18 protein-coding genes and 1 pseudogene (1 of these 19 cut by a window edge) are annotated in these 19,635 nt (G+C 37.8%); 8 read left to right on the top strand and 11 right to left on the bottom strand.

Translation table 11 applies throughout. The features are described 5' to 3' along the window. Nucleotides 1-33: 33 nt before the first annotated feature. A complete protein-coding gene (locus Q0X89_RS12500) occupies nt 34-990 on the bottom strand; it encodes a transketolase C-terminal domain-containing protein (protein WP_297694666.1) in 957 nt (318 codons plus the stop codon). Nucleotides 991-1,014: 24 nt separating this feature from the next. Beyond that, complete coding sequence (locus tag Q0X89_RS12495; protein WP_297694664.1) at nt 1,015-1,860, bottom strand: transketolase; 846 nt, start codon at nt 1,858-1,860, stop codon at nt 1,015-1,017. A gap of 160 nt (nt 1,861-2,020) precedes the next feature. Between Q0X89_RS12495 and tgt the strand changes: the two genes are divergently transcribed. From tgt to Q0X89_RS12465, 6 genes are all read left to right on the top strand, one after another. Beyond that, nucleotides 2,021-3,151: a tRNA guanosine(34) transglycosylase Tgt gene (tgt, locus tag Q0X89_RS12490; protein ID WP_297694662.1), complete on the top strand. Its 1,131-nt coding sequence runs from the start codon at nt 2,021-2,023 to the stop codon at nt 3,149-3,151. A 2-nt stretch (nt 3,152-3,153) separates the two neighbouring features. Beyond that, nucleotides 3,154-4,233 carry an LptF/LptG family permease gene (locus tag Q0X89_RS12485; RefSeq protein WP_297694660.1) on the top strand — a complete coding sequence of 360 codons (1,080 nt, stop codon included), beginning with the start codon at nt 3,154-3,156 and terminating at the stop codon, nt 4,231-4,233. Then, nucleotides 4,220-5,110 carry a DMT family transporter gene (locus tag Q0X89_RS12480; protein ID WP_297694658.1) on the top strand — a complete coding sequence of 297 codons (891 nt, stop codon included), beginning with the start codon at nt 4,220-4,222 and terminating at the stop codon, nt 5,108-5,110. Before Q0X89_RS12485 ends, Q0X89_RS12480 begins: the two co-directional genes overlap by 14 nt. A gap of 119 nt (nt 5,111-5,229) precedes the next feature. Next, a complete protein-coding gene (locus tag Q0X89_RS12475) occupies nt 5,230-6,183 on the top strand; it encodes an acetyl-CoA carboxylase carboxyltransferase subunit alpha (protein ID WP_297694656.1) in 954 nt (317 codons plus the stop codon). A 168-nt stretch (nt 6,184-6,351) separates the two neighbouring features. Continuing rightward, a complete protein-coding gene (dnaB, locus tag Q0X89_RS12470) occupies nt 6,352-8,037 on the top strand; it encodes a replicative DNA helicase (RefSeq protein ID WP_297694654.1) in 1,686 nt (561 codons plus the stop codon). Then, complete coding sequence (locus Q0X89_RS12465) at nt 7,940-9,127, top strand: asparagine synthetase B (protein WP_297694652.1); 1,188 nt, start codon at nt 7,940-7,942, stop codon at nt 9,125-9,127. Before dnaB ends, Q0X89_RS12465 begins: the two co-directional genes overlap by 98 nt. On the opposite strand, the gene Q0X89_RS12460 is transcribed toward Q0X89_RS12465, so the two are convergent. Beyond that, the gene (locus tag Q0X89_RS12460) at nt 9,124-9,930 is read right to left on the bottom strand and encodes an HAD family hydrolase (RefSeq protein ID WP_297694650.1); all 807 of its coding nucleotides are present in this window, start codon (nt 9,928-9,930) and stop codon (nt 9,124-9,126) included. The two genes, Q0X89_RS12465 and Q0X89_RS12460, sit on opposite strands and share 4 nt — an antisense overlap. An 83-nt stretch (nt 9,931-10,013) precedes the next feature. On the opposite strand from Q0X89_RS12460, the gene Q0X89_RS12455 reads away from it, so the two are divergent. Next, nucleotides 10,014-10,436 (top strand): secondary thiamine-phosphate synthase enzyme YjbQ, encoded by a 423-nt coding sequence (locus tag Q0X89_RS12455; RefSeq protein WP_297694648.1) that lies wholly within the window; start codon nt 10,014-10,016, stop codon nt 10,434-10,436. Nucleotides 10,437-10,505: 69 nt separating this feature from the next. Here Q0X89_RS12455 and rplT read toward each other — a convergent pair whose 3' ends face one another. The 5 genes from rplT to Q0X89_RS12430 all read right to left on the bottom strand — a co-directional run bounded on the left by rplT (nt 10,506) and on the right by Q0X89_RS12430 (nt 14,042). Continuing rightward, nucleotides 10,506-10,850, bottom strand: coding sequence for a 50S ribosomal protein L20 (rplT, locus tag Q0X89_RS12450; protein WP_297694646.1), 345 nt, complete (start codon nt 10,848-10,850; stop codon nt 10,506-10,508). A gap of 98 nt (nt 10,851-10,948) precedes the next feature. After that, complete coding sequence (rpmI, locus tag Q0X89_RS12445; protein ID WP_297694644.1) at nt 10,949-11,146, bottom strand: 50S ribosomal protein L35; 198 nt, start codon at nt 11,144-11,146, stop codon at nt 10,949-10,951. 37 nt (nt 11,147-11,183) lie between these two features. Then, on the bottom strand, nt 11,184-11,732 hold the full coding sequence (infC, locus tag Q0X89_RS12440; RefSeq protein WP_297694700.1) for a translation initiation factor IF-3: 549 nt from the start codon (nt 11,730-11,732) through the stop codon (nt 11,184-11,186). A gap of 34 nt (nt 11,733-11,766) precedes the next feature. After that, nucleotides 11,767-13,707, bottom strand: coding sequence for a threonine--tRNA ligase (gene thrS, locus Q0X89_RS12435; protein WP_297694642.1), 1,941 nt, complete (start codon nt 13,705-13,707; stop codon nt 11,767-11,769). A gap of 107 nt (nt 13,708-13,814) precedes the next feature. Then, the gene (locus Q0X89_RS12430; protein WP_297694640.1) at nt 13,815-14,042 is read right to left on the bottom strand and encodes a DUF6095 family protein; all 228 of its coding nucleotides are present in this window, start codon (nt 14,040-14,042) and stop codon (nt 13,815-13,817) included. A 160-nt stretch (nt 14,043-14,202) separates the two neighbouring features. Between Q0X89_RS12430 and Q0X89_RS12425 the strand changes: the two genes are divergently transcribed. Next, nucleotides 14,203-15,336: a glycerate kinase gene (locus Q0X89_RS12425; RefSeq protein ID WP_297694638.1), complete on the top strand. Its 1,134-nt coding sequence runs from the start codon at nt 14,203-14,205 to the stop codon at nt 15,334-15,336. Nucleotides 15,337-15,393: 57 nt separating this feature from the next. On the opposite strand, the gene Q0X89_RS12420 is transcribed toward Q0X89_RS12425, so the two are convergent. The 3 genes and pseudogenes from Q0X89_RS12420 to Q0X89_RS12410 all read right to left on the bottom strand — a co-directional run. After that, the gene (locus Q0X89_RS12420) at nt 15,394-16,284 is read right to left on the bottom strand and encodes a DUF4249 family protein (RefSeq protein WP_297694636.1); all 891 of its coding nucleotides are present in this window, start codon (nt 16,282-16,284) and stop codon (nt 15,394-15,396) included. A gap of 8 nt (nt 16,285-16,292) precedes the next feature. Beyond that, nucleotides 16,293-18,692, bottom strand: a complete 2,400-nt coding sequence (locus Q0X89_RS12415; protein WP_297694634.1) for a TonB-dependent receptor — start codon at nt 18,690-18,692, stop codon at nt 16,293-16,295. Nucleotides 18,693-18,817: 125 nt separating this feature from the next. Further along, a pseudogene (locus Q0X89_RS12410) lies at nt 18,818-19,635 on the bottom strand (NADP-dependent isocitrate dehydrogenase) (it continues 1,358 nt past the right edge of the window).

Here is a 19,635-nt window from a genome sequence, read left to right as displayed (position 1 = left end):
ATCTTGTGGAATCTAAAACAGAACCACAAGTTTTTAAGTCTTTCTTTTTAACACCCCTACAACGGCCTTTTCTATTGCTTTATTATTCAAACCATATTTTTCCATTAATTGATCGGGCGTTCCACTTTCACCGAAGGTGTCTTTTGTGGCAATAAACTCCTGTGGTACAGGATAACGCGTAGTTAACGTTCTGGCTACGCTTTCTCCAAGTCCACCCAGATAATTATGCTCTTCTGCAGTTACAATTGCACCGGTCTTTTTTACAGAATTAATTATGGCTTCCTCATCTAATGGCTTAATGGTATGTATATTAATTACCTCAGCTGAAATACCCTGACTTTCCAAATTTTCAGCCGCTAGTAATGATTGCCAGACTAAATGTCCGGTGGCCACTATGGTAACATCTGTACCTTCATTGAGCAGTAGTGCTTTTCCAATCTCAAAATTTTGGTCTGCCGGCGTAAAATTTGCTACAGCAGGCCTTCCGAATCTTAAATATACAGGTCCCTCGTGTTCCGCTATTGCTATAGTAGCGGCTTTTGTTTGATTAAAATCACATGGATTTATGACTGTCATACCGGGTAGCATTTTCATTAGTCCAATATCTTCCAGGATTTGGTGTGTTGCTCCGTCTTCGCCAAGTGTAATGCCTGCATGTGAAGCGCATATTTTTACATTCTTATGGGAATATGCTATGGACTGCCTGATCTGATCGTAAACCCTGCCTGTAGAAAAGTTGGCAAAAGTTCCTGTAAAAGGTATATAACCTCCAATGGTAAGTCCGGCTGCAATACCCATCATATTGGCTTCAGCGATTCCAACCTGGAAAAAGCGTTCAGGATTTTCATTAATAAATTCCTGAATTTTAAGCGAACCTACCAAATCCGCACACAGGGCCACTACCTTCGGATTTGTGCGTCCAAGTACTGTCATGCCGGCTCCGTAACCACTTCTTGTGTCTTTCTTTCCTTGATCTATATATTTTTTCATTAAATCTGTTTTAGGTTTTGAGGATCAATAGTCCCCGAGTGTTTCCGGATTCTGGCTTAATGCTACTTCTAATTGTTCATCATTGGGCGCTTTGCCATGCCATGCATGCGTATGCATCATAAAATCTACGCCATGACCCATTACAGTATCCATGATTACACAAACCGGTTTGCCTTTACCGGTTCTCTTTTTTGCTGCCTTCAGCCCCTGGATGACTTCCTCCAGATTATTCCCGTTTTTAATTTCCAGGGTATCCCAACCAAAAGCTTCAAACTTTTTCTTTAAATCACCCATTGGTAAAACATCAGATGTGGGACCATCAATTTGTTGTCCGTTATGATCTATAGTTGCTATCAGATTATCAACCTCCTTGGCTGCTGCGAACATTATGGCCTCCCAATTCTGGCCTTCCTGCAATTCACCATCGCCATGAAGGCTATACACCATATGGTCATCCTTATTTAATTTTTTTGCCAATGCAGCTCCCACAGCTACGGACATTCCCTGGCCTAGGGAACCAGAGGCAATACGAACCCCTGGCAACCCTTCATGAGTAGCAGGATGACCTTGAAGCCGGGAATTCAATAACCTAAATGTTTGTAATTCTTCAATAGGGAAGTAACCACGCCTGGCCAGTACGCTATAAAAAAGAGGGGAAATGTGGCCGTTGGATAAAAAGAACAGATCTTCATCAATTCCATTCATATCAAAACCTTCTTTTAAGTCCATGATCTCATTATACAATGCTACCATAAATTCCGTACATCCAAGAGAACCTCCCGGGTGGCCCGAATTTACTTTATGCACCATGCGCACAATGTCTCGTCGGACTTGCGAAACGAGGACTTCTAATTCCTTTATTTCTAACATTTTGTATTGGTTTTATCAGCGTCAAATGTAATTGCAAACTTTTGCCTTTACAAGTGGAGTTATTATAATTTATTAACGTTTGAACCCTTGTCAGAACTTTATTTTTTTCTTAAGTATTTTATGCAGGTCAGATGAGTATATTTGCCATTGAATTCTCGCTTTGAAATTTAAATTAGAACATACAGATTCTGAAACACAGGCCCGTGCAGGAGAAATAATAACGGACCATGGTGTAATTAAGACGCCAATATTTATGCCCGTGGGAACAGCGGCATCAGTAAAAGGGGTCCATCAGCGGGAACTACGGAATGAAATTGACCCGGATATTATTCTTGGGAATACCTACCATTTATTCTTAAGGCCAAAAATTTCAATCTTAGAGCAGGCAGGTGGGCTTCACAAGTTTATGGGTTGGGATAGAAATATTCTTACAGACAGTGGGGGTTACCAGGTATATTCCCTATCGGCCAACAGGAAAATAAAAGAAGAAGGTGTAAAGTTTAAATCCCATATTGATGGTTCCTTACATATGTTTACTCCTGAAAACGTTATGGAAATCCAAAGGGCAATTGGTGCGGATATCATTATGGCCTTTGACGAGTGCACACCTTATCCTTGTGAATATAACTATGCAAAGCAGTCAATGAAGATGACCCACCGATGGTTAGACCGATGCATAGAACATTTAGACAAGCTGCCTTATAAATATGGTTATTCTCAGTCGTTTTTTCCTATTGTTCAGGGATCTACTTATAAGGACCTGCGTATTCAGTCTGCGGAGTATATAGCAAATGCCGGGGCAGAGGGGAATGCCATTGGCGGACTTTCTGTTGGAGAACCGGCCGAGGAAATGTATGCAATGACAGAAGTTGTATGTAACATTTTACCCGAGGATAAACCTCGTTACCTTATGGGTGTGGGAACACCAATTAATATTTTAGAAAACATTGCGTTAGGTATAGATATGTTTGATTGTGTGATGCCTACCAGAAATGCAAGAAATGGTATGCTATTTACCGCTCATGGGACTATTAATATTAAGAATAAAAAATGGGAGAACGATTTTTCAGTGATTGATGAGGAGGGTACGACCTTTGTTGACAAAGAATATACCAAAGCCTATTTACGTCATTTATTTGCGGCAAATGAATATTTAGGGAAACAAATAGCCACGATTCACAACCTTGGTTTTTATATGAGATTAGTAAGGGAAGCAAGAAATCATATTTTCTCAGGGACTTTTTCAAATTGGAAAGATAAGATGGTGCGGCAAATGGATAAGAGGCTTTAAGCATGACAATTATAGACAAATACATACTAAAAAGATATCTGGCCACTTTTGGGACCATGTTATTGCTATTTGTGCCCATTGGGATAATGCTAAACCTTGCAGAGCAGATAGGTAAGATGATAGACAATGAAGCTCCCCTGAATGAAATTCTAATCTACTATCTTAATTTTACGATTTACATAGGAAGTCTCTTGTTTCCTATCTTTTTGTTTCTGTCTATTATTTTCTTTACCTCAAAATTGGCCAACAATACAGAAATTGTAGCCATATTAAGTTCGGGTGTTTCATATAGTCGCTTTTTAAGACCTTACTGGATTGGGGCAAGTATTATTGCAGTGCTAATGTTTTTTATGGGAATGTTCATTGTTCCCAATGCCAGTAAAGAGTACAATGAGTTTATATTTAAATATTTAAAAAGGGGAAATAAAGACCGGATTACCAGCAATATATTCAATCAACTGAATGAGAATGATTTTATTTATGTCAGTAGCTTTGATCCTGCAAGGAAGATAGGGTATAATTTTAGTTTTGAGCATTTTAATGATAAGAATGAATTGGATTACAAGATAACATCCAGTAATATCCGTTGGGTACCAAAGGATAGCCTCTATAGGTTAACCTCATATACCAAGCGAAAGATAAGGGCCAATACTGAGGTAATTGAGAAAAAAAGAAGACTGGATACTTTATTTGTATTCAACATTGAAGACTTGACACCGGTTTCCTATGTGGCTGAGACCAAAAACCTTGTTGAACTCAATAAATTCATTGAGGTTCAGAAGAAAAAAGGAGCATCAAATATAAATACCTATATTTTAGTTAAATACAGACGGTGGGCACTACCAATTACCGCATTCATTCTTACCGTTATTGGGGTCGCTGTTTCTTCGGTGAAGCGTCGAGGTGGAATGGGTGTGAACCTTGCTTTTGGAATTGGAGTGGCTTTCATTTTCATATTTTTTGACAAAGTATTTGGTACACTGGCTCAGCAATCGGGTTTTTCCCCTTTGTTGGCTGTAATAATACCGAATGTGTTATTTGGTATTTTAGGGTTTTATTTGCTTCAAAATGCTAAACGATAAGCTAAAAAACTACCTGCACCTTCACCTGATCGTTTTAATCTGGGGTTTTACCGCAGTGCTTGGAAAGTTAATCTCTATAGACGCCATACCTTTGGTTTGGTATAGAATGTTAATTGCCTCAGCTTTAGTTGCCGTTTTTATTTTAATAAAGCGAAATTCCATTAGGGTCAGTACTAAAACGTTAATAATTATGTTGACGGCAGGTGTTATCATTGCACTACACTGGGTGACATTTTTTAAAGCCATTAAAGTATCTAATGTATCAATTGCATTGGTGACAATGTCTACGGGCGCATTATTCACTGCGTTTCTTGAACCGATATGGTATGGTAGAAGAATGATTTGGTATGAAGTTCTCTTTGGTCTTATGGTTGTTTTTGGCCTTTACCTTATTTTTAACGTAAACACTGCTTATAGTCTGGGTATGAGCCTGGCTTTGATTTCTGCATTATTGGGTGCCATATTTACTTTAATTAACGGACAATTAATTAAAACACATAAGCCATCTGCTATTGCTTTGTACGAATTGATGAGTGGGGTGTTATTTATTACTTTTTATTTGGTAATGGATGGATCCTTTAACAGAACGTTTTTTATACTTCCCTTAAATGACTGGTTTTTTATTTTTATCCTGGCATCTGTCTGCACGGCCTATGCTTTTATCGCGGCAATAAAAGTCATGAGATTTATAAGTCCCTATACTGTTATGCTAACGATAAATTTGGAACCTGTTTACGGTATCATACTGGCACTTTTAATCTTTGGACAAAGCGAAAAGATGAGTCCGCTTTTTTATGTCGGAGCCCTTATTATAGTTGCCACTATTATTGCAAATGGGATCTTAAAGACCAGAAGAAAGTCAAGTAAAGGCACTTAACTAGGGAATGGGGTTTCCTTAAGTGTTTATTAATTTAATGTGTAAGACGGTATAAAATTTTATATTTGTTCAGACAATCTAACTAGTGCCAGCTTTTATAGTGGCGAAAACCTTTTTTAATGGAATACTTGGAATTTGAACTTCCTATTAAGGAATTGGTAGAGCAATTGGAGAAATGCCAGATTATTGGCGAGGAGAGCGAAGTTGATGTAACAGAGACCTGCAGACAAATTGAAAAAAAATTAGAGGATACACGAAAGGATATTTATAAAAACCTTACTGCCTGGCAACGTGTACAACTTTCAAGACATCCCAACAGACCTTATACTTTAGATTATATCAAGGCCATTTGTGGAGATACTTTTTTAGAACTGCATGGCGACAGGAATGTCAAAGATGACAAGGCCATGATTGGTGGTCTGGGTAAAATTGGAGACCAAAGTTATATGTTCATTGGTCAACAGAAAGGCTACAATACTAAAACCAGACAATACAGGAATTTTGGGATGGCTAATCCGGAAGGATACAGGAAAGCGCTCAGACTCATGAAATCTGCTGAAAAATTCGGGATCCCGGTGGTTTGCTTAATTGACACTCCTGGTGCCTATCCGGGTATTGAAGCAGAACAGCGGGGACAAGGAGAAGCTATAGCCAGAAATATACTGGAAATGACGCGTCTTAAAGTGCCAATTATCGTTGTGATAATAGGTGAGGGCGCTTCCGGTGGGGCTTTGGGAATTGGAGTAGGTGACAAGGTATTGATGCTCGAAAATACCTGGTATTCCGTTATATCGCCGGAATCCTGCTCTTCAATTTTATGGAGAAGCTGGGAGTATAAGGAAATTGCTGCAGAAGCCTTAAAACTTACAGCTACGGACATGAAAAAATTAAAACTAATTGATGAGATTATTCGGGAACCATCCGGAGGTGCTCATAGTAACAGAGAAAAGACTTTTGAAATTGTCAAAAATAAAATTTCTAAGCATTTTGAGGATCTTAAAAAGTTATCACCAAAAGAATTAGTTACAGCCCGAATGGATAAATACGCAAACATGGGTGTATTCAACGGCTAATCCACGTTTTTATCAGGATGAAAGAAATCCGAAGAATTCGTTCTTCGGATTTTTTTGGTTATCAACACAATTTTGTAACTTATGAACATCCTAATTGTTAATTACCGGTTGATATCGTTGCGGGTCAATTTAAAGTTAACTAAAGGTTAATTGTATATTTTTACACACATGGAAAAACCCCGCCCAATTATTGGTCACAAAATAGGCAAGGCACCTATCATCAATCTGGAGAAAGGTAAAATACCACCTCAAGCTGTTGATTTAGAGGAAGTTGTGCTTGGCGCAATGATGATTGATAAGAAAGGGGTTGATGAGGTTATAGATATTTTACACCCGGACGCATTTTATAAAGATGCGCATCGATTTATTTATGAAGCCATCTTTAAACTGTTCGAAAGTTCAGAACCGGTGGATTTATTAACCGTTTCGAGCCAACTACGGAAGGATGAGCGACTTGAGGCCGTTGGGGGAGATTTTTATTTAATAAAATTAACCCAAAAAGTAGCTTCTTCGGCACATATTGAGTTCCATGCCAGGATTATTCTTCAAAAATATATTCAACGTAGTCTGATTAAAATTTCGAGTGAAATTATTGAGGATGCCTATACAGACTCTACAGATGTATTTGATCTTTTGGATAATGCTGAGGCAAAATTGTATGAAGTTACCCAGGGAAATTTAAAGCGTTCAGCTGAAACCGCTCAAAACCTGGTGATTCAGGCCAAAAGGAAAATTGAGGAAATATCAAATAAGGATGGATTAAGTGGTATTCCTTCCGGTTTTGATAAGGTAGACAGGCTAACTTCCGGATGGCAGCCAAGTGATCTGGTAATAATTGCAGCACGTCCCGGTATGGGTAAAACTGCACTCACGCTATCCATGGCTAGAAACATGGCTGTGAATTCCAATATACCTGTGGCCTTTTTCTCTTTAGAAATGTCTTCGGTACAATTAATTACCAGGCTGATATCTTCTGAAACAGGATTACCTTCAGAGAAACTTAGGACAGGAAGACTTGAAAAACATGAATGGGAGCAATTGAATGTAAAAGTAAAAGCACTTGAAAAAGCTCCTTTATTCATTGATGATACCCCCTCCCTATCTATTTTCGATCTTAGGGCAAAAGCAAGAAGACTAGCATCGCAGCATAAAATTAAATTAATCGTACTCGATTATTTGCAATTAATGACTGCAGGTGGTAGCCAAAAGGGCGGAAACAGGGAACAAGAGATTTCTACAATTTCGAGAAACTTAAAGGCGCTGGCCAAAGAATTAAATGTTCCGGTAATTGCTTTATCTCAGCTGTCAAGGGCCGTAGAAACCAGGGGAGGTAGCAAAAGACCCATTTTATCTGATCTTCGGGAATCTGGTGCAATTGAGCAGGATGCTGATATCGTTTCCTTTATTTATCGCCCGGAATATTATAAAATTGATGAGTGGGATGATGAAGAACGAACACCAACTCAGGGGCAGGCAGAGTTTATTGTAGCTAAGCACAGGAATGGTGGATTAGATAATATTAGGTTAAAGTTCATTGCACAACTTGGTAAATTTGATAACTTGGATGACTTTGATTCTCCATTTGAGTTTCAGTCAAAGATGAATATAGATGGGGATAATCCATTCATTGCTAAAAACCTTCCTAATGCGGAAGAAGCTTTTGGAAGCACTATGAATGACGATTCTGATTCTGATACTCATTCTATTTCTTTTTTTTTCTTCTTTTCAAGCCAAAGCTTCTACAATTCTAATTCCTATGGATGCGGAGAGTCAGGAAAATCATTTAAAAGCTTATGGTATTACCTACTGGGTATTAACCAAACAACAAAAAGTTCAATGGCTGCTCAACTATAGGGGAGGGTCATTTTTATTGCCTGATGGTGAAAGTATCCGGAAAGAGTGCCAGATTAGGGGGGTAAGCTTCGAAATCTTGTCGGACGGACAGACGCAATCTATACTGGATGAAATAAGCAGTCCGTCTAAGAATCAGGAAGCAGTAATTCTGGAGAAAGCACCAAAGATTGCGGTATACTCACCAAAGAGCAATCAACCTTGGGATGATGCCGTAACCATGGCATTGACTTATGCTGAAATTCCTTATATCACGATTTATGATGAAGAAGTCCTTGATAATAAGCTTGTCTTATATGATTGGCTTCACTTGCACCATGAAGATTTTACCGGGCAATACGGCAAGTTTTATGGGGCTTACAGAGCTGCTCCCTGGTATATTGAGGGCAAACTGGAAGCGGAGGCCTTAGCGGCAAAACTCGGATACAGTAAGGTTTCAGAGGAAAAAAGAGCTGTTGCCCTCAAAATAAGGAACTATGTAATAGGCGGAGGATTCATGTTTGCAATGTGTTCTGCAACAGATAGTTTCGATATATCACTCGCCGCCGACGGTGTTGATATTTGTGAACCAATGTTTGATGGGGATCCTTCTGATGCCAATTATCAAAGCAGGCTGAACTTTAATAAAACCTTTGCCTTTACAAATTTTACATTGGAACGAAATCCATTGCGATATGAATTTTCTTCCATTGATATGACCAGTAAACGGAATAATGTTGCACGAGAGACAGATTATTTTAGTTTAATGGATTTTTCAGCAAAGTGGGATCCTGTTCCAACAATGTTATGTCAGAACCACACTTCGCTGGTAAAAGGATTTATGGGCCAGACAACTGCTTTTGAAAGAAATGAAGTCAAACCTACCGTACTGATTTTGGGTGAAAATAAAATAAACGGAGAAGCCCGCTATATACACGGTATAAAAGGGAAAGGATTTTTTACTTTCTACGGTGGGCACGATCCGGAGGACTACCAGCATAGGGTAGGGGATCCTAAAACTGAGTTGGAACTTCATCCAAATTCTCCAGGTTACCGACTAATTTTAAACAACGTTTTGTTTCCGGCGGCGCGCAAGAAGAAACAAAAGACTTAGTTTTTATCTTTTATTAGTTTTTTCAGGATACGCTCTACTCCAAAATCATCATTGCTCAGTGTAGTGTAATTAGCAGATTTTAAGACATTTGGGTGCGAATTAGCCATAGCAAAACTATATTTTGCCAGGGCGAGCATTTCCAGGTCATTGTTATAGTCTCCAAATACAAGAGTTTCTTCGGGACCAATACCGTGTTGTTCCTGTATTTTCTGTAATGCAAAACCTTTATGCGCATTAATATGAGATAAATCTACCCAGTTTTCTCCCGATACTTTTACCTTAAGTTTTCCTTCCAGGTGCTTCACCGACGGATATATATGTTTTTCAGAACCTCCATAGTGATATACCGCAATTTTCATTACTTCTTCATTATCAAATTTTTGCAAATCTTCTATGATAGAATATTTGGTATAGTACTCTTTTAATGTATTGATAAATCTTGGAGATTCACCTAGAATATATGCATTGTGTTTTCCACATAATACAGGATGGACTCCTTCAATCTTTTCCAAAATGCTCAGTATACTATTTTTTGAAATTGAATCTAAAGGGGTTGAAATAAGTTCCTGATCATTGTGTATAGCCAATCCGCCATTCTCTGCGATTATAATTATTTCATTTGCGATTTGACTCAGTTTATCAGCAATACTGTTGTATTGGCGGCCACTGGCTGCTACAAAAAGAATTTCCTTTTTTCTCAATTCCTTATATAATTCGAAAAAAAGAGGACTTACTTCATGTCTGGAATTTAAAAGTGTTCCATCCATATCTGTAACTACCATTTTTATTGCAGATAAATCCATATTTCGTGTTGTTGAGGGCAAAGGTATTTTTTATGTTTAAATTACTAGTAACTTTCACAAAGTTTTACATAATATAAACGGCAATGAAGATCTATCAAAAAGAAATACGATTAAAACCTTATAAACGAGGGTTTCATTTAATTACGGAGACTATTAAGGATAACCTACCGGAAATTAAGGGAATTAAGATGGGGTTCCTGAATGTGTTCATAAAACATACCTCTGCAAGTTTAACTATTAATGAAAATGCCGACTCCACGGTGCGTTCAGATTTTGAGGCACATATGAATACCATGGTGCCCGAAGATGCCCCTTATTATGTACATACTTTTGAAGGCTCTGATGATATGCCTGCTCATATTAAAGCATCGTTAATGGGATCTTCAATTCAAATTCCAATAAGTGACGGACGTTTAAATCTGGGTATTTGGCAAGGAATATATTTATGCGAACATAGAAATAGGGCTTCGGGTCGCAGTTTGGTCCTAAGCTGTTTTGGTAATTAACACTTATAAAGTAATATAAAAAAAGCCCTGATGGTTTTCATCAGGGCTTTAAAGCGAGAATTCTTTTTACTATTTTACCTTATCTACAATTGCTTTAAAGGCATCGGGATGGTTCATTGCCAAATCTGCAAGGACTTTTCTGTTAAGTTCTATATTATTGGCTTTTACCTTACCCATAAATTGTGAATAAGACATTCCATGTTGTCTTGCACCTGCATTAATACGGGTGATCCACAGTGAACGGAAATTTCTTTTCTTATTTCTACGGTCTCTGTAAGCATATTGCATTGCTTTTTCAACCGCATTTTTAGCTACTGTCCAGACGTTTTTACGTCTTCCGAAGTATCCTTTTGCTTGCTTCATCACCTTTTTTCTTCTGGCTCTGGAAGCTACTGAATTTACTGATCTTGGCATTTTTTAATTTTTTTTGTAGCAGGCGGTTTAAAGAATAATTCTAGAAACACTTTTATTGGCCCAACTCCATGGTTAATACTAATTACCTAAAGGATGGTCTATTTTAAACCTAATTGTCCTTTAATATTTGCAACATCAGAGTCATGTACTAATGTTGTATGTGTTAGCTTAAGCTTTCGCTTTTTAGATTTCTTAGTCAAAATGTGACTCTTAAAAGCGTGCTTTCTTTTAATTTTACCAGAGCCTGTAAGCTTAAAACGCTTTTTGGCACTGGATTTTGTTTTCATCTTAGGCATTTTTTCCTATTTGTATATTAATCTCGCTTCTTTTTTCTTATTTTTTCGTCTTAGGCGCTATGAACATTGTCATTCGCTTTCCTTCAAGCCTTGGCATCTGCTCCACCTTGCCAAATTCTTCCAATTCCTGTGCTAGTTTCAACAAGAGAATTTCCCCCTTGTCCTTATAAACTATAGATCTGCCCTTAAAAAAAACATATGCCTTTAATTTAGCTCCGTCCTTGAGAAACTTTTCAGCATGTTTCTTTTTAAATTCGTAATCGTGATCATCCGTATTTGGGCCAAATCTAATTTCTTTTATAATTACTTTGGTGGCTTTCGCCTTCATTACCTTTTCTCGCTTTTTTTGCTCGTAAAGGAATTTCTTGTAATCAATTATCTTACATACAGGCGGATCCGCTTTAGGTGAAATTTCCACCAAATCCAGACCTTGTTCTTCTGCCTGAGCAATTGCCTTAGCAATGGGATATATTCCCACTTCAACGTTATCACCAACCAGGCGAATACTTGGTGCGGTAATTTTTTCATTGATATTATGAGGGTTCTTGTTTTCCCTCCTGGGTTGGGGCCTAAATCTTCTTCGTATTGCTATGGCTTATATATTTAATTAAACTTAATTATTAAAACGACTTTAATGTACTACTTATTTCCTTTTCGACCAAGTTTACAAATTCATTTAAACTTAGCATACCCAAGTCTTCTCCTCCGTGCTTACGAACCGAAACTGTATTTTGTTCCTCTTCCTTTTCACCTAGGATAAGCATAAACGGTATTTTATTCATTTCTGCCTCCCGTATTTTCTTACCTACAGTCTCGTTCCTAAAATCACCGAGCGCGCGAATTTCGTGATTTTCCAATGAATTTAAAACTTTTTCGGCATATTTTTCATGTTTCTCACTTACCGGCAACAGAATAGCCTGATCCGGGGTAAGCCATAATGGGAAATTTCCTCCGGTGTGTTCCAGTAACAAGGCTATAAATCGTTCCATGCTGCCAAAAGGAGCCCTGTGAATCATTACAGGTCTGTGTTCCTCATTATCACTGCCTTTATATGTTAGATCAAAGCGTTCCGGGAGATTATAGTCGACCTGAATTGTCCCCAATTGCCAATTTCTGCCAAGGGCATCTTTAACCATGAAATCTAATTTAGGTCCGTAGAAGGCAGCTTCACCTTTTTCAATGACGAAATTCAAACCTTTTTCTTCAGCCGCATTCAGGATAGCGTTTTCGGCTTTTTCCCAGTTTTCTAAAGAGCCAATATATTTCTCTGGCTTTTCCGGATCTCTTAAGGAAACCTGGGCTGTAAAATTTTCAAAGCCTAATGAACCTAAAACATAAAGGGAAAGGTCAATTACATTTAGAAATTCCTGATGTAACTGGTCCGGAGTGCAAAATATATGCGCATCATCTTGTGTAAAACCCCTTACACGTGTAAGCCCATGAAGTTCCCCACTTTGTTCATAACGATAAACAGTGCCAAATTCAGCAAACCGTTTTGGAAGTTCCCTGTAGCTCAGCGGTTTGGAATTGAATATTTCGCAATGGTGAGGACAATTCATTGGTTTTAATAAAAACTCCTCATCTTCTTTGGGTGTATGAATAGGTTGAAAACTGTCTTCTCCATATTTATCATAATGTCCGGAAGTGACATACAGCTCTTTTTGACCTATATGTGGCGAAATTACCATTTCGTAACCTGCCTTCTTTTGAGCTTTCTTAAGAAAATTTTCAAGGCGTTCCCTTAACGCAGCACCCTTTGGAAGCCATAATGGCAAACCTTGTCCCACTTTTTGAGAAAAGGTAAATAATTCCAATTCTTTGCCTAACTTTCTATGATCTCTTTTCTTGGCCTCTTCGAGTAATTGAAGATATTCAGTGAGTTCTTTTTGCTTAGGAAAAGAAATACCATAAACGCGTGTGAGTTGTGTATTATTCTCATCGCCCCGCCAGTAAGCTCCTGCAACATTCATTATTTTAATGGCCTTTACAATACCTGTATTTGGTATATGCCCGCCCCTGCATAAATCGGTAAAAGTATCGTGATCACAAAAGGTAATAGTACCATCCTCAAGATTTTCTATTAGCTCTACCTTGTATTCATTGTGCTGGTCCTTATAAAATTGCAGGGCATCCTTCTTGGAAACAGAACGCATTTTAAAGTTATGTTTACCACGCGCTATTTCCAGAGCTTTTTGTTCAATAGCCGGAAAATCTTTTTCAGAAACTGAATGCTCACCAAAATCGACATCGTAATAAAACCCGTTTTCAATTGCAGGACCAATTGTAAGCTTTATTCCGGGGTATAACTCTTCAAGGGCCTGGGCTATAATATGTGAGGAGGAGTGCCAAAATGCTTTTTTTCCTTCTGTATTGCTCCAGGTGTATAGAACAAGCTTGCCATCCTCATCCAATGAAGAAACGGTTTCCACAACCGCATCGTTAAATTTTGCAGAAATAACATTCCTGGCTAAACCTTCGCTGATACTTTTGGCAACATCTAAAGGGGTTATGCCTTTTTCATACTCTTTAACTGACCCGTCTGGGAGTGTTATTTTAATCATATACCGGTATGAGGATTTAAGTTTGCAAAGATAGCATCTTAGGAATATGAAGGCAAAATATCCCCAATTGATTTTTATAAGATTTAAAACCCCCTACATATTAATGATTATTTATTCCCGGTAAAAATTCCTTCCATCAGAACTTTAATACTATAAAAACCCATAACTATTGCAGCAATCGCTAAAATAAAACCTACAATGAGAACGGGTATATAAAATGAATGTTCGGTATTTTTGAACGCTTGAAACAATACAACAGGAGCTGTAAACATAAGCACCAGCGTATAGGCAAGGTATTTCACTCCTTTGATAAGTAATTCTTTGTTCGTTTTCATATTTGGCCTCTACCAGATTGATCTGGTTAAAAATAAGAATATTAAGGTATATTTATACAGATGACGGTTTAGGAATTAGCGAATTATGTTTTTGCAAGAAACCAAATCAATAGCTGGTCAGTCTAATTTGGATTATTAAGATCATAATTTATTAAAGAGTATGAATTTTCTACTGGTACCGGATAAATTTAAGGGATCTCTTACCGCAAAACAGGTTATAGCGGCAATTAGCAGGGCAGTTTCAGATATTTATCCGCAGGCAGGCATATACAGTGTTGCCGCATCCGATGGAGGTGATGGATTTCTAGACTCGGTGAGGTCCTATATGCAAGTGGAAACCGTAAAAATTGACACAACAGGACCTTTAGGAAGAAAAATTAGTACGGAATATTTAATAAACCCCCGGACAGATGAGGCGTATATTGAACTTGCCAAAGCATCAGGACTGGAATTATTAAGTGATGAGGAACGCAATCCTCTGCTAACATCAACAATGGGTACAGGGATTCAAATAAAGGATGCTATCTTAAAGGGTGCTGAAAAAATATATATTGGCCTGGGGGGTAGTGCAACTAACGATGCGGGTATGGGAATAGCGGCGGCATGTGGTTTTGCATTCCTTGATGAATTCGGGAATTCACTAAACCCGATAGGCAAAAATTTATCAAAGATTAATACCATAAAATCAACAGACTTCCTGAAAGATTATCAAAATTTAGAGATTTACGCTGTTAACGATGTAGACAATCCCTTGTTCGGGCCTAAGGGTGCAGCTTGCATTTATGCCGCCCAGAAAGGTGCGGCCAAGGAAGATATAGAATTCCTGGACAATGGGCTGAAACATTTGCATACAATTGTCAAAGAGGTTTTGGGAAAGGATTATGCCGAAATACCCGGATCCGGGGCTGCAGGCGGCACAGCTTATGGTTTAAAGACATTTTTAAATGCAGAGTTTATAGGTGGTACTGATTTCGTATTCAAATTAGCAAAAATTGATAAACTTCTAGAATCAAATTCGATAGATTTCATTATTACAGGGGAAGGTAAGATTGACGAGCAGACCTTAAGAGGAAAATTAATACATGGGGTATGCCGGCTAGGTAAAAGTTACAATATTCCGGTTCTTGTCGTTTGTGGAGTATCTGAGATAAACAAAAAAGACCTTATGGAGATGGGCGATGTTGAGGTCATAGAAATTCGTGAACCTTCAAAGCCCCTTTCTTATAGCATAGAAAATGCTTCGGATTTAATTGAATTAGCTACAACTGAGTTTTTTAAAAATCGAATTAAATGAAAGCTATTTGACTAATAGGCAGGTTTCAAGCTATGATATGATTCATGCATTCGTATCTTACTGAATGACCAGTGTATCCTTATATTCCTGAACAATTGCAAAATATCCCAGGGGAAATACGTTGGGTTGGCCAACATTGTCTGATATATCTATATTATCAATATCCGTAATGTCAAAAACATTACCCCTAACCGTAGCAACAGGGGTGGAAAAAATTCCTGCATCATTGGTGGTTTGCTCAATGAGGAGATCCATGTAATTATAAAAATTCTGATCTGCCCCCATAAGTCCAATCTCTATTTCTGTATTTGGTTCAAATAACTGATCATAGAAGTATGAAAAACTAAATTGCTGTCCTTTATAAAATTTGTCTTCTGTAACCAGAAATTCACTAAAGCTAAAGTCAATAAGATAAAAACTATCCCTTTCGGGATCATCTGTAAACGTTACTATTATTTCTGTGTCATCATCACTGAACAGTGTTCCATCTCCTTGAATCAAAGAATCTATCGGAACAGATGGCACATATTCTGTGACCGCCAGATATAATCTGCCCTCATGCCTGATCAATAGATTGAAGACCAGGTTCCTGTCTAAGATGCTGGTAGGTATTCTCTGATCTGATGAAAAGTTGGGATCAGGAGTATAAATGCCGGATCCGGGTATTTCTTCAGCCAAATTGGAAAAACCTGAATTTATAATTATTCCATCTTCATATTCATCATATTGAATTAAAACACTTTCCGCTGAAGTTGGTGTATTATTATTAAAAAAATCGCTGCTCAAAGATAACTTAACCTCCACAGGAATATAGGGTTCATCTATGTCAACCCGTATCAGGGCATCCACTACTAACCTTGGTTCCTCAGTTGGAAGTTCCACGTCTATGACCTCTTCGCAGGCAACATTCAGCACTAAAAATGCTAAGAGATAGATGTATTTTTTCATAGTACGACTTAAAATTTAAAATTATAGGTTACAGAAGGGACGATACCAAAAATAGAAGTACGTACGGCTTCATTGACCCCTGTATCCTGATTTTGTCTGAAATTAATAGATGCAGCATTCATTCTATTATAAACATTATACAGGCTGAATACCCACTCTGACTTCCAGTTTCTCCCTTCATTTTTCTTTGGTGTCAGGGTTGCTGATATATCCAATCTATTGTAGGCTGGCAATCGCTCCTCATTTCGCAATCCATAATAAGGAACTACAATTCCCTGAAACTCAAACTGCCCAATGGGGTAGTTAGTCGGCTGTCCGGTTTGATATACAAAATTACTATTGAAAGCCCATTTCTTATTTAGATTGTAACTTCCGTATACCGAAATATCATGTGTTTTATCAAAAGGAGTACTATACCATTCTCCAAGATTAATACCTGTTTCCATATTAGACCTGCCATTATCTTCAACAGGTTCTCTGCCGGGAGTTCTTTGTTCTGAGCGGGATAATGTATAAGCAAGCCATCCCTGAAATTTACCCTGATTTTTTCTAAACAGCAGTTCGAGCCCATATGCCCGGGCAGATCCGTTTAAAATTACTTGTTCAATAGCATTATTGGCTATTAAGTTTGCCCCATCTATATAATCTATTCTATTTTGAATGTCTTTATAAAAAACTTCAGTCTCAAAGGAATAATCGCCGTTTTTTATGTTTCTAAAATATCCAAGCGCATATTGATCCAGCAACTGTGGCTTAACAAATGGTCCACTGGGTGTCCATACATCCAAAGGAGTAGGGGAACTGGTATTTGAAAGTAGGTGAAGGTATTGCGCCAGCCTTGTATAACTGGCTTTAAAAGAATTATCCGGGTTTAGCCTATACGCTAAAGAAATACGCGGTTCCAAATTTGCGAATGTAGCTAGAGTTTCGCCTATTGGGTTTATGGTTCCAATGGGTTCTGCTTCCCTGTAGACGAGAAGAAAGGGGTCAAAAATAACAGGGTTATTATTTTCATAAACATTTAATTCATCCTGCCCCAGTCTCATAAAATAACTAAATCTTAAGCCGTATTGTAAACTTAGGTTTTCTGTTACATTATGTTCCACACCCAAGTAGGCCGCAAATTCATTTGCATATTTTTCAATGAGTTGTTCCTCTACAATTCCCGATTCCGGACTGTTTGGCACTATTTTTCCAGGATTGAATTTATAGTAGATATTATTTAACCCATAATTCAGTTGCAAATTTTCACTTAGATAATGCTTAAGGTCATATTTGACATTAAAATTCTTAATTCCGGAATTCCATTCAAACCCTACAAAATCGAGCTCCAGACCATAATAATAATCAGAATAGATTAGGGAGAGGTTGGAGAATAATTTGTTAGAAAAAAGGTGGTTCCAACGAAAGTTAACTACGCTATTCCCATAAGTGTTTACAAAATTATTTGAAATACTAAAAACATCACGACCAAAATAACCCGAAAGGTAAATACTGTTCCTCTCATTTATTTTATAATTTAATTTGGTATTGAGATCATAGAAATAGGCTTTATTTTGATTATCAAACAGAGGAAGAAATAAATGGGCATAAGAGGCTCTGCCACCTATTAAAAAGGCTGCTTTATCTTTTACAATTGGGCCTTCTGCCAATAACCTGCTGGCAACTGCACCTATGCCGCCCGTCATATGAAATTTATTGCTATTCCCTTCTTTCTGAAATATTTCAAGAACGGATGAGACACGTCCCCCATATCTTGCAGGAATGCCCCCTTTAAACAATTTTACATCCTTAATTGCATCCGGGTTAAAAACGGAGAAAAAGCCAAACAAGTGGGATGAGTTAAAAATGGTGGCTTCGTCCAGTAATATAAGGTTCTGATCTGCAGCCCCACCGCGCACGTTAAAACCTGAAGAGGCTTCTCCGGCGCTGGTAACGCCGGGTAAAAGGAGTAGCGATTTTATTACATCTGCTTCACCCAAAATCACAGGAATTTTTTTAATGGTTTGCACTGAAAGCGTATTCACACTCATTTGTGGTTTACGAATATTTATTTTTTCCACATCTTCAGTTACTACAACTTCGTCTAGTTGTTCAACCTCTTCAAACATTTCAAAATTTAGCCTGAGGTCTTGTGTAAGTGATATAGTTTGCACGATATCCTGATATCCTAAATAGCTTAGTCTGATTTGATAATTTCCTTCAGGCAGGGTTAAGGAGTAAAATCCATAATCATTCGTAGTTACACCTGTATTAAGATCAGGAACAAGTAAAGTAACCCCTATCAGAGTTTCATTACTTGATGCTTCTGTAATTGTTCCGCTCAGGGTAAATCTTTGTTGTGAAAAGAGTGCAATGGATGATAGTAAAAAAAATGCAATTACGAAGTGTCGTAATAGTTGGTTCATTTAGGCAATTTTCACCAAAAATATGGATTAAGAACAAAATCAAATCATTATTAACAGTATTTTAAAACAAAGAAACCCCAGCTAAATTTGCCGGGGTCAATTGTCATATTAATGAATTAATTATATCAAATTTGTTCCAATAAGGAATTCAAGGTTTTACTGGGCCTCATAGAACTGCTCATAAGTACCGGATCTGGTTTATAATATCCTCCTATATCCTGTGTATTTCCTTGTGCATTAATCAATTCTTCCTCAATTTTTTGGCAATTTTCCTCGAGTGAATTATAGAGTGCAGTAAAAGTAGTTTTAAGTTCTTTATCTTCTTCCTGATCAGCAAGTGCCTTAGCCCAATACAGACCTAAGAAAAAATGACTTCCTCTGGTATCCAATTCACCTACTTTTCTTGAAGGCGATTTATCCTTATCTAAAAATTCTTCAGTAGCCTTATCAAGTGTTTTGGCCAGGACCAATGCTTTGTGGTTTTTGTTCTTATTTCCATAAAAGTCCAGAGAAACGCTTAGTGCTAAAAATTCGCCTAATGAATCCCACCTCAGGTGACCTTCTTCAAGGAATTGTTCTACATGTTTAGGTGCAGAACCTCCCGCTCCTGTTTCAAATAATCCACCCCCATTCATTAGTGGCACAATAGAAAGCATTTTTGCACTGGTACCAACTTCCAAAATAGGGAACAGGTCTGTTAAATAATCTCTAAGCACATTACCCGATACAGAGATGGTATCTTTTCCTTCTACAATCCGATTTAGTGTGAAGTTTGTGGCTTCTAAAGGCGACAATATTCTGATATCCAAGCCTGAAGTATCATTTTCGGGAAGATATTTGTTTACTTTTTTTATCAGTTCTGCATCATGAGCACGCTCCTTATCCAACCAAAATACAGCAGGGGTATTTGAAGTTCTTGCCCTGGTTACAGCCAGTTTTACCC

It is taken from the genome of uncultured Eudoraea sp. (assembly GCF_947258525.1).
GTDB lineage: Bacteria > Bacteroidota > Bacteroidia > Flavobacteriales > Flavobacteriaceae > Eudoraea.
The sequence above is the reverse complement of the archived record's forward strand: the minus strand, read 5'-3'. Positions and strand labels throughout refer to the sequence as shown.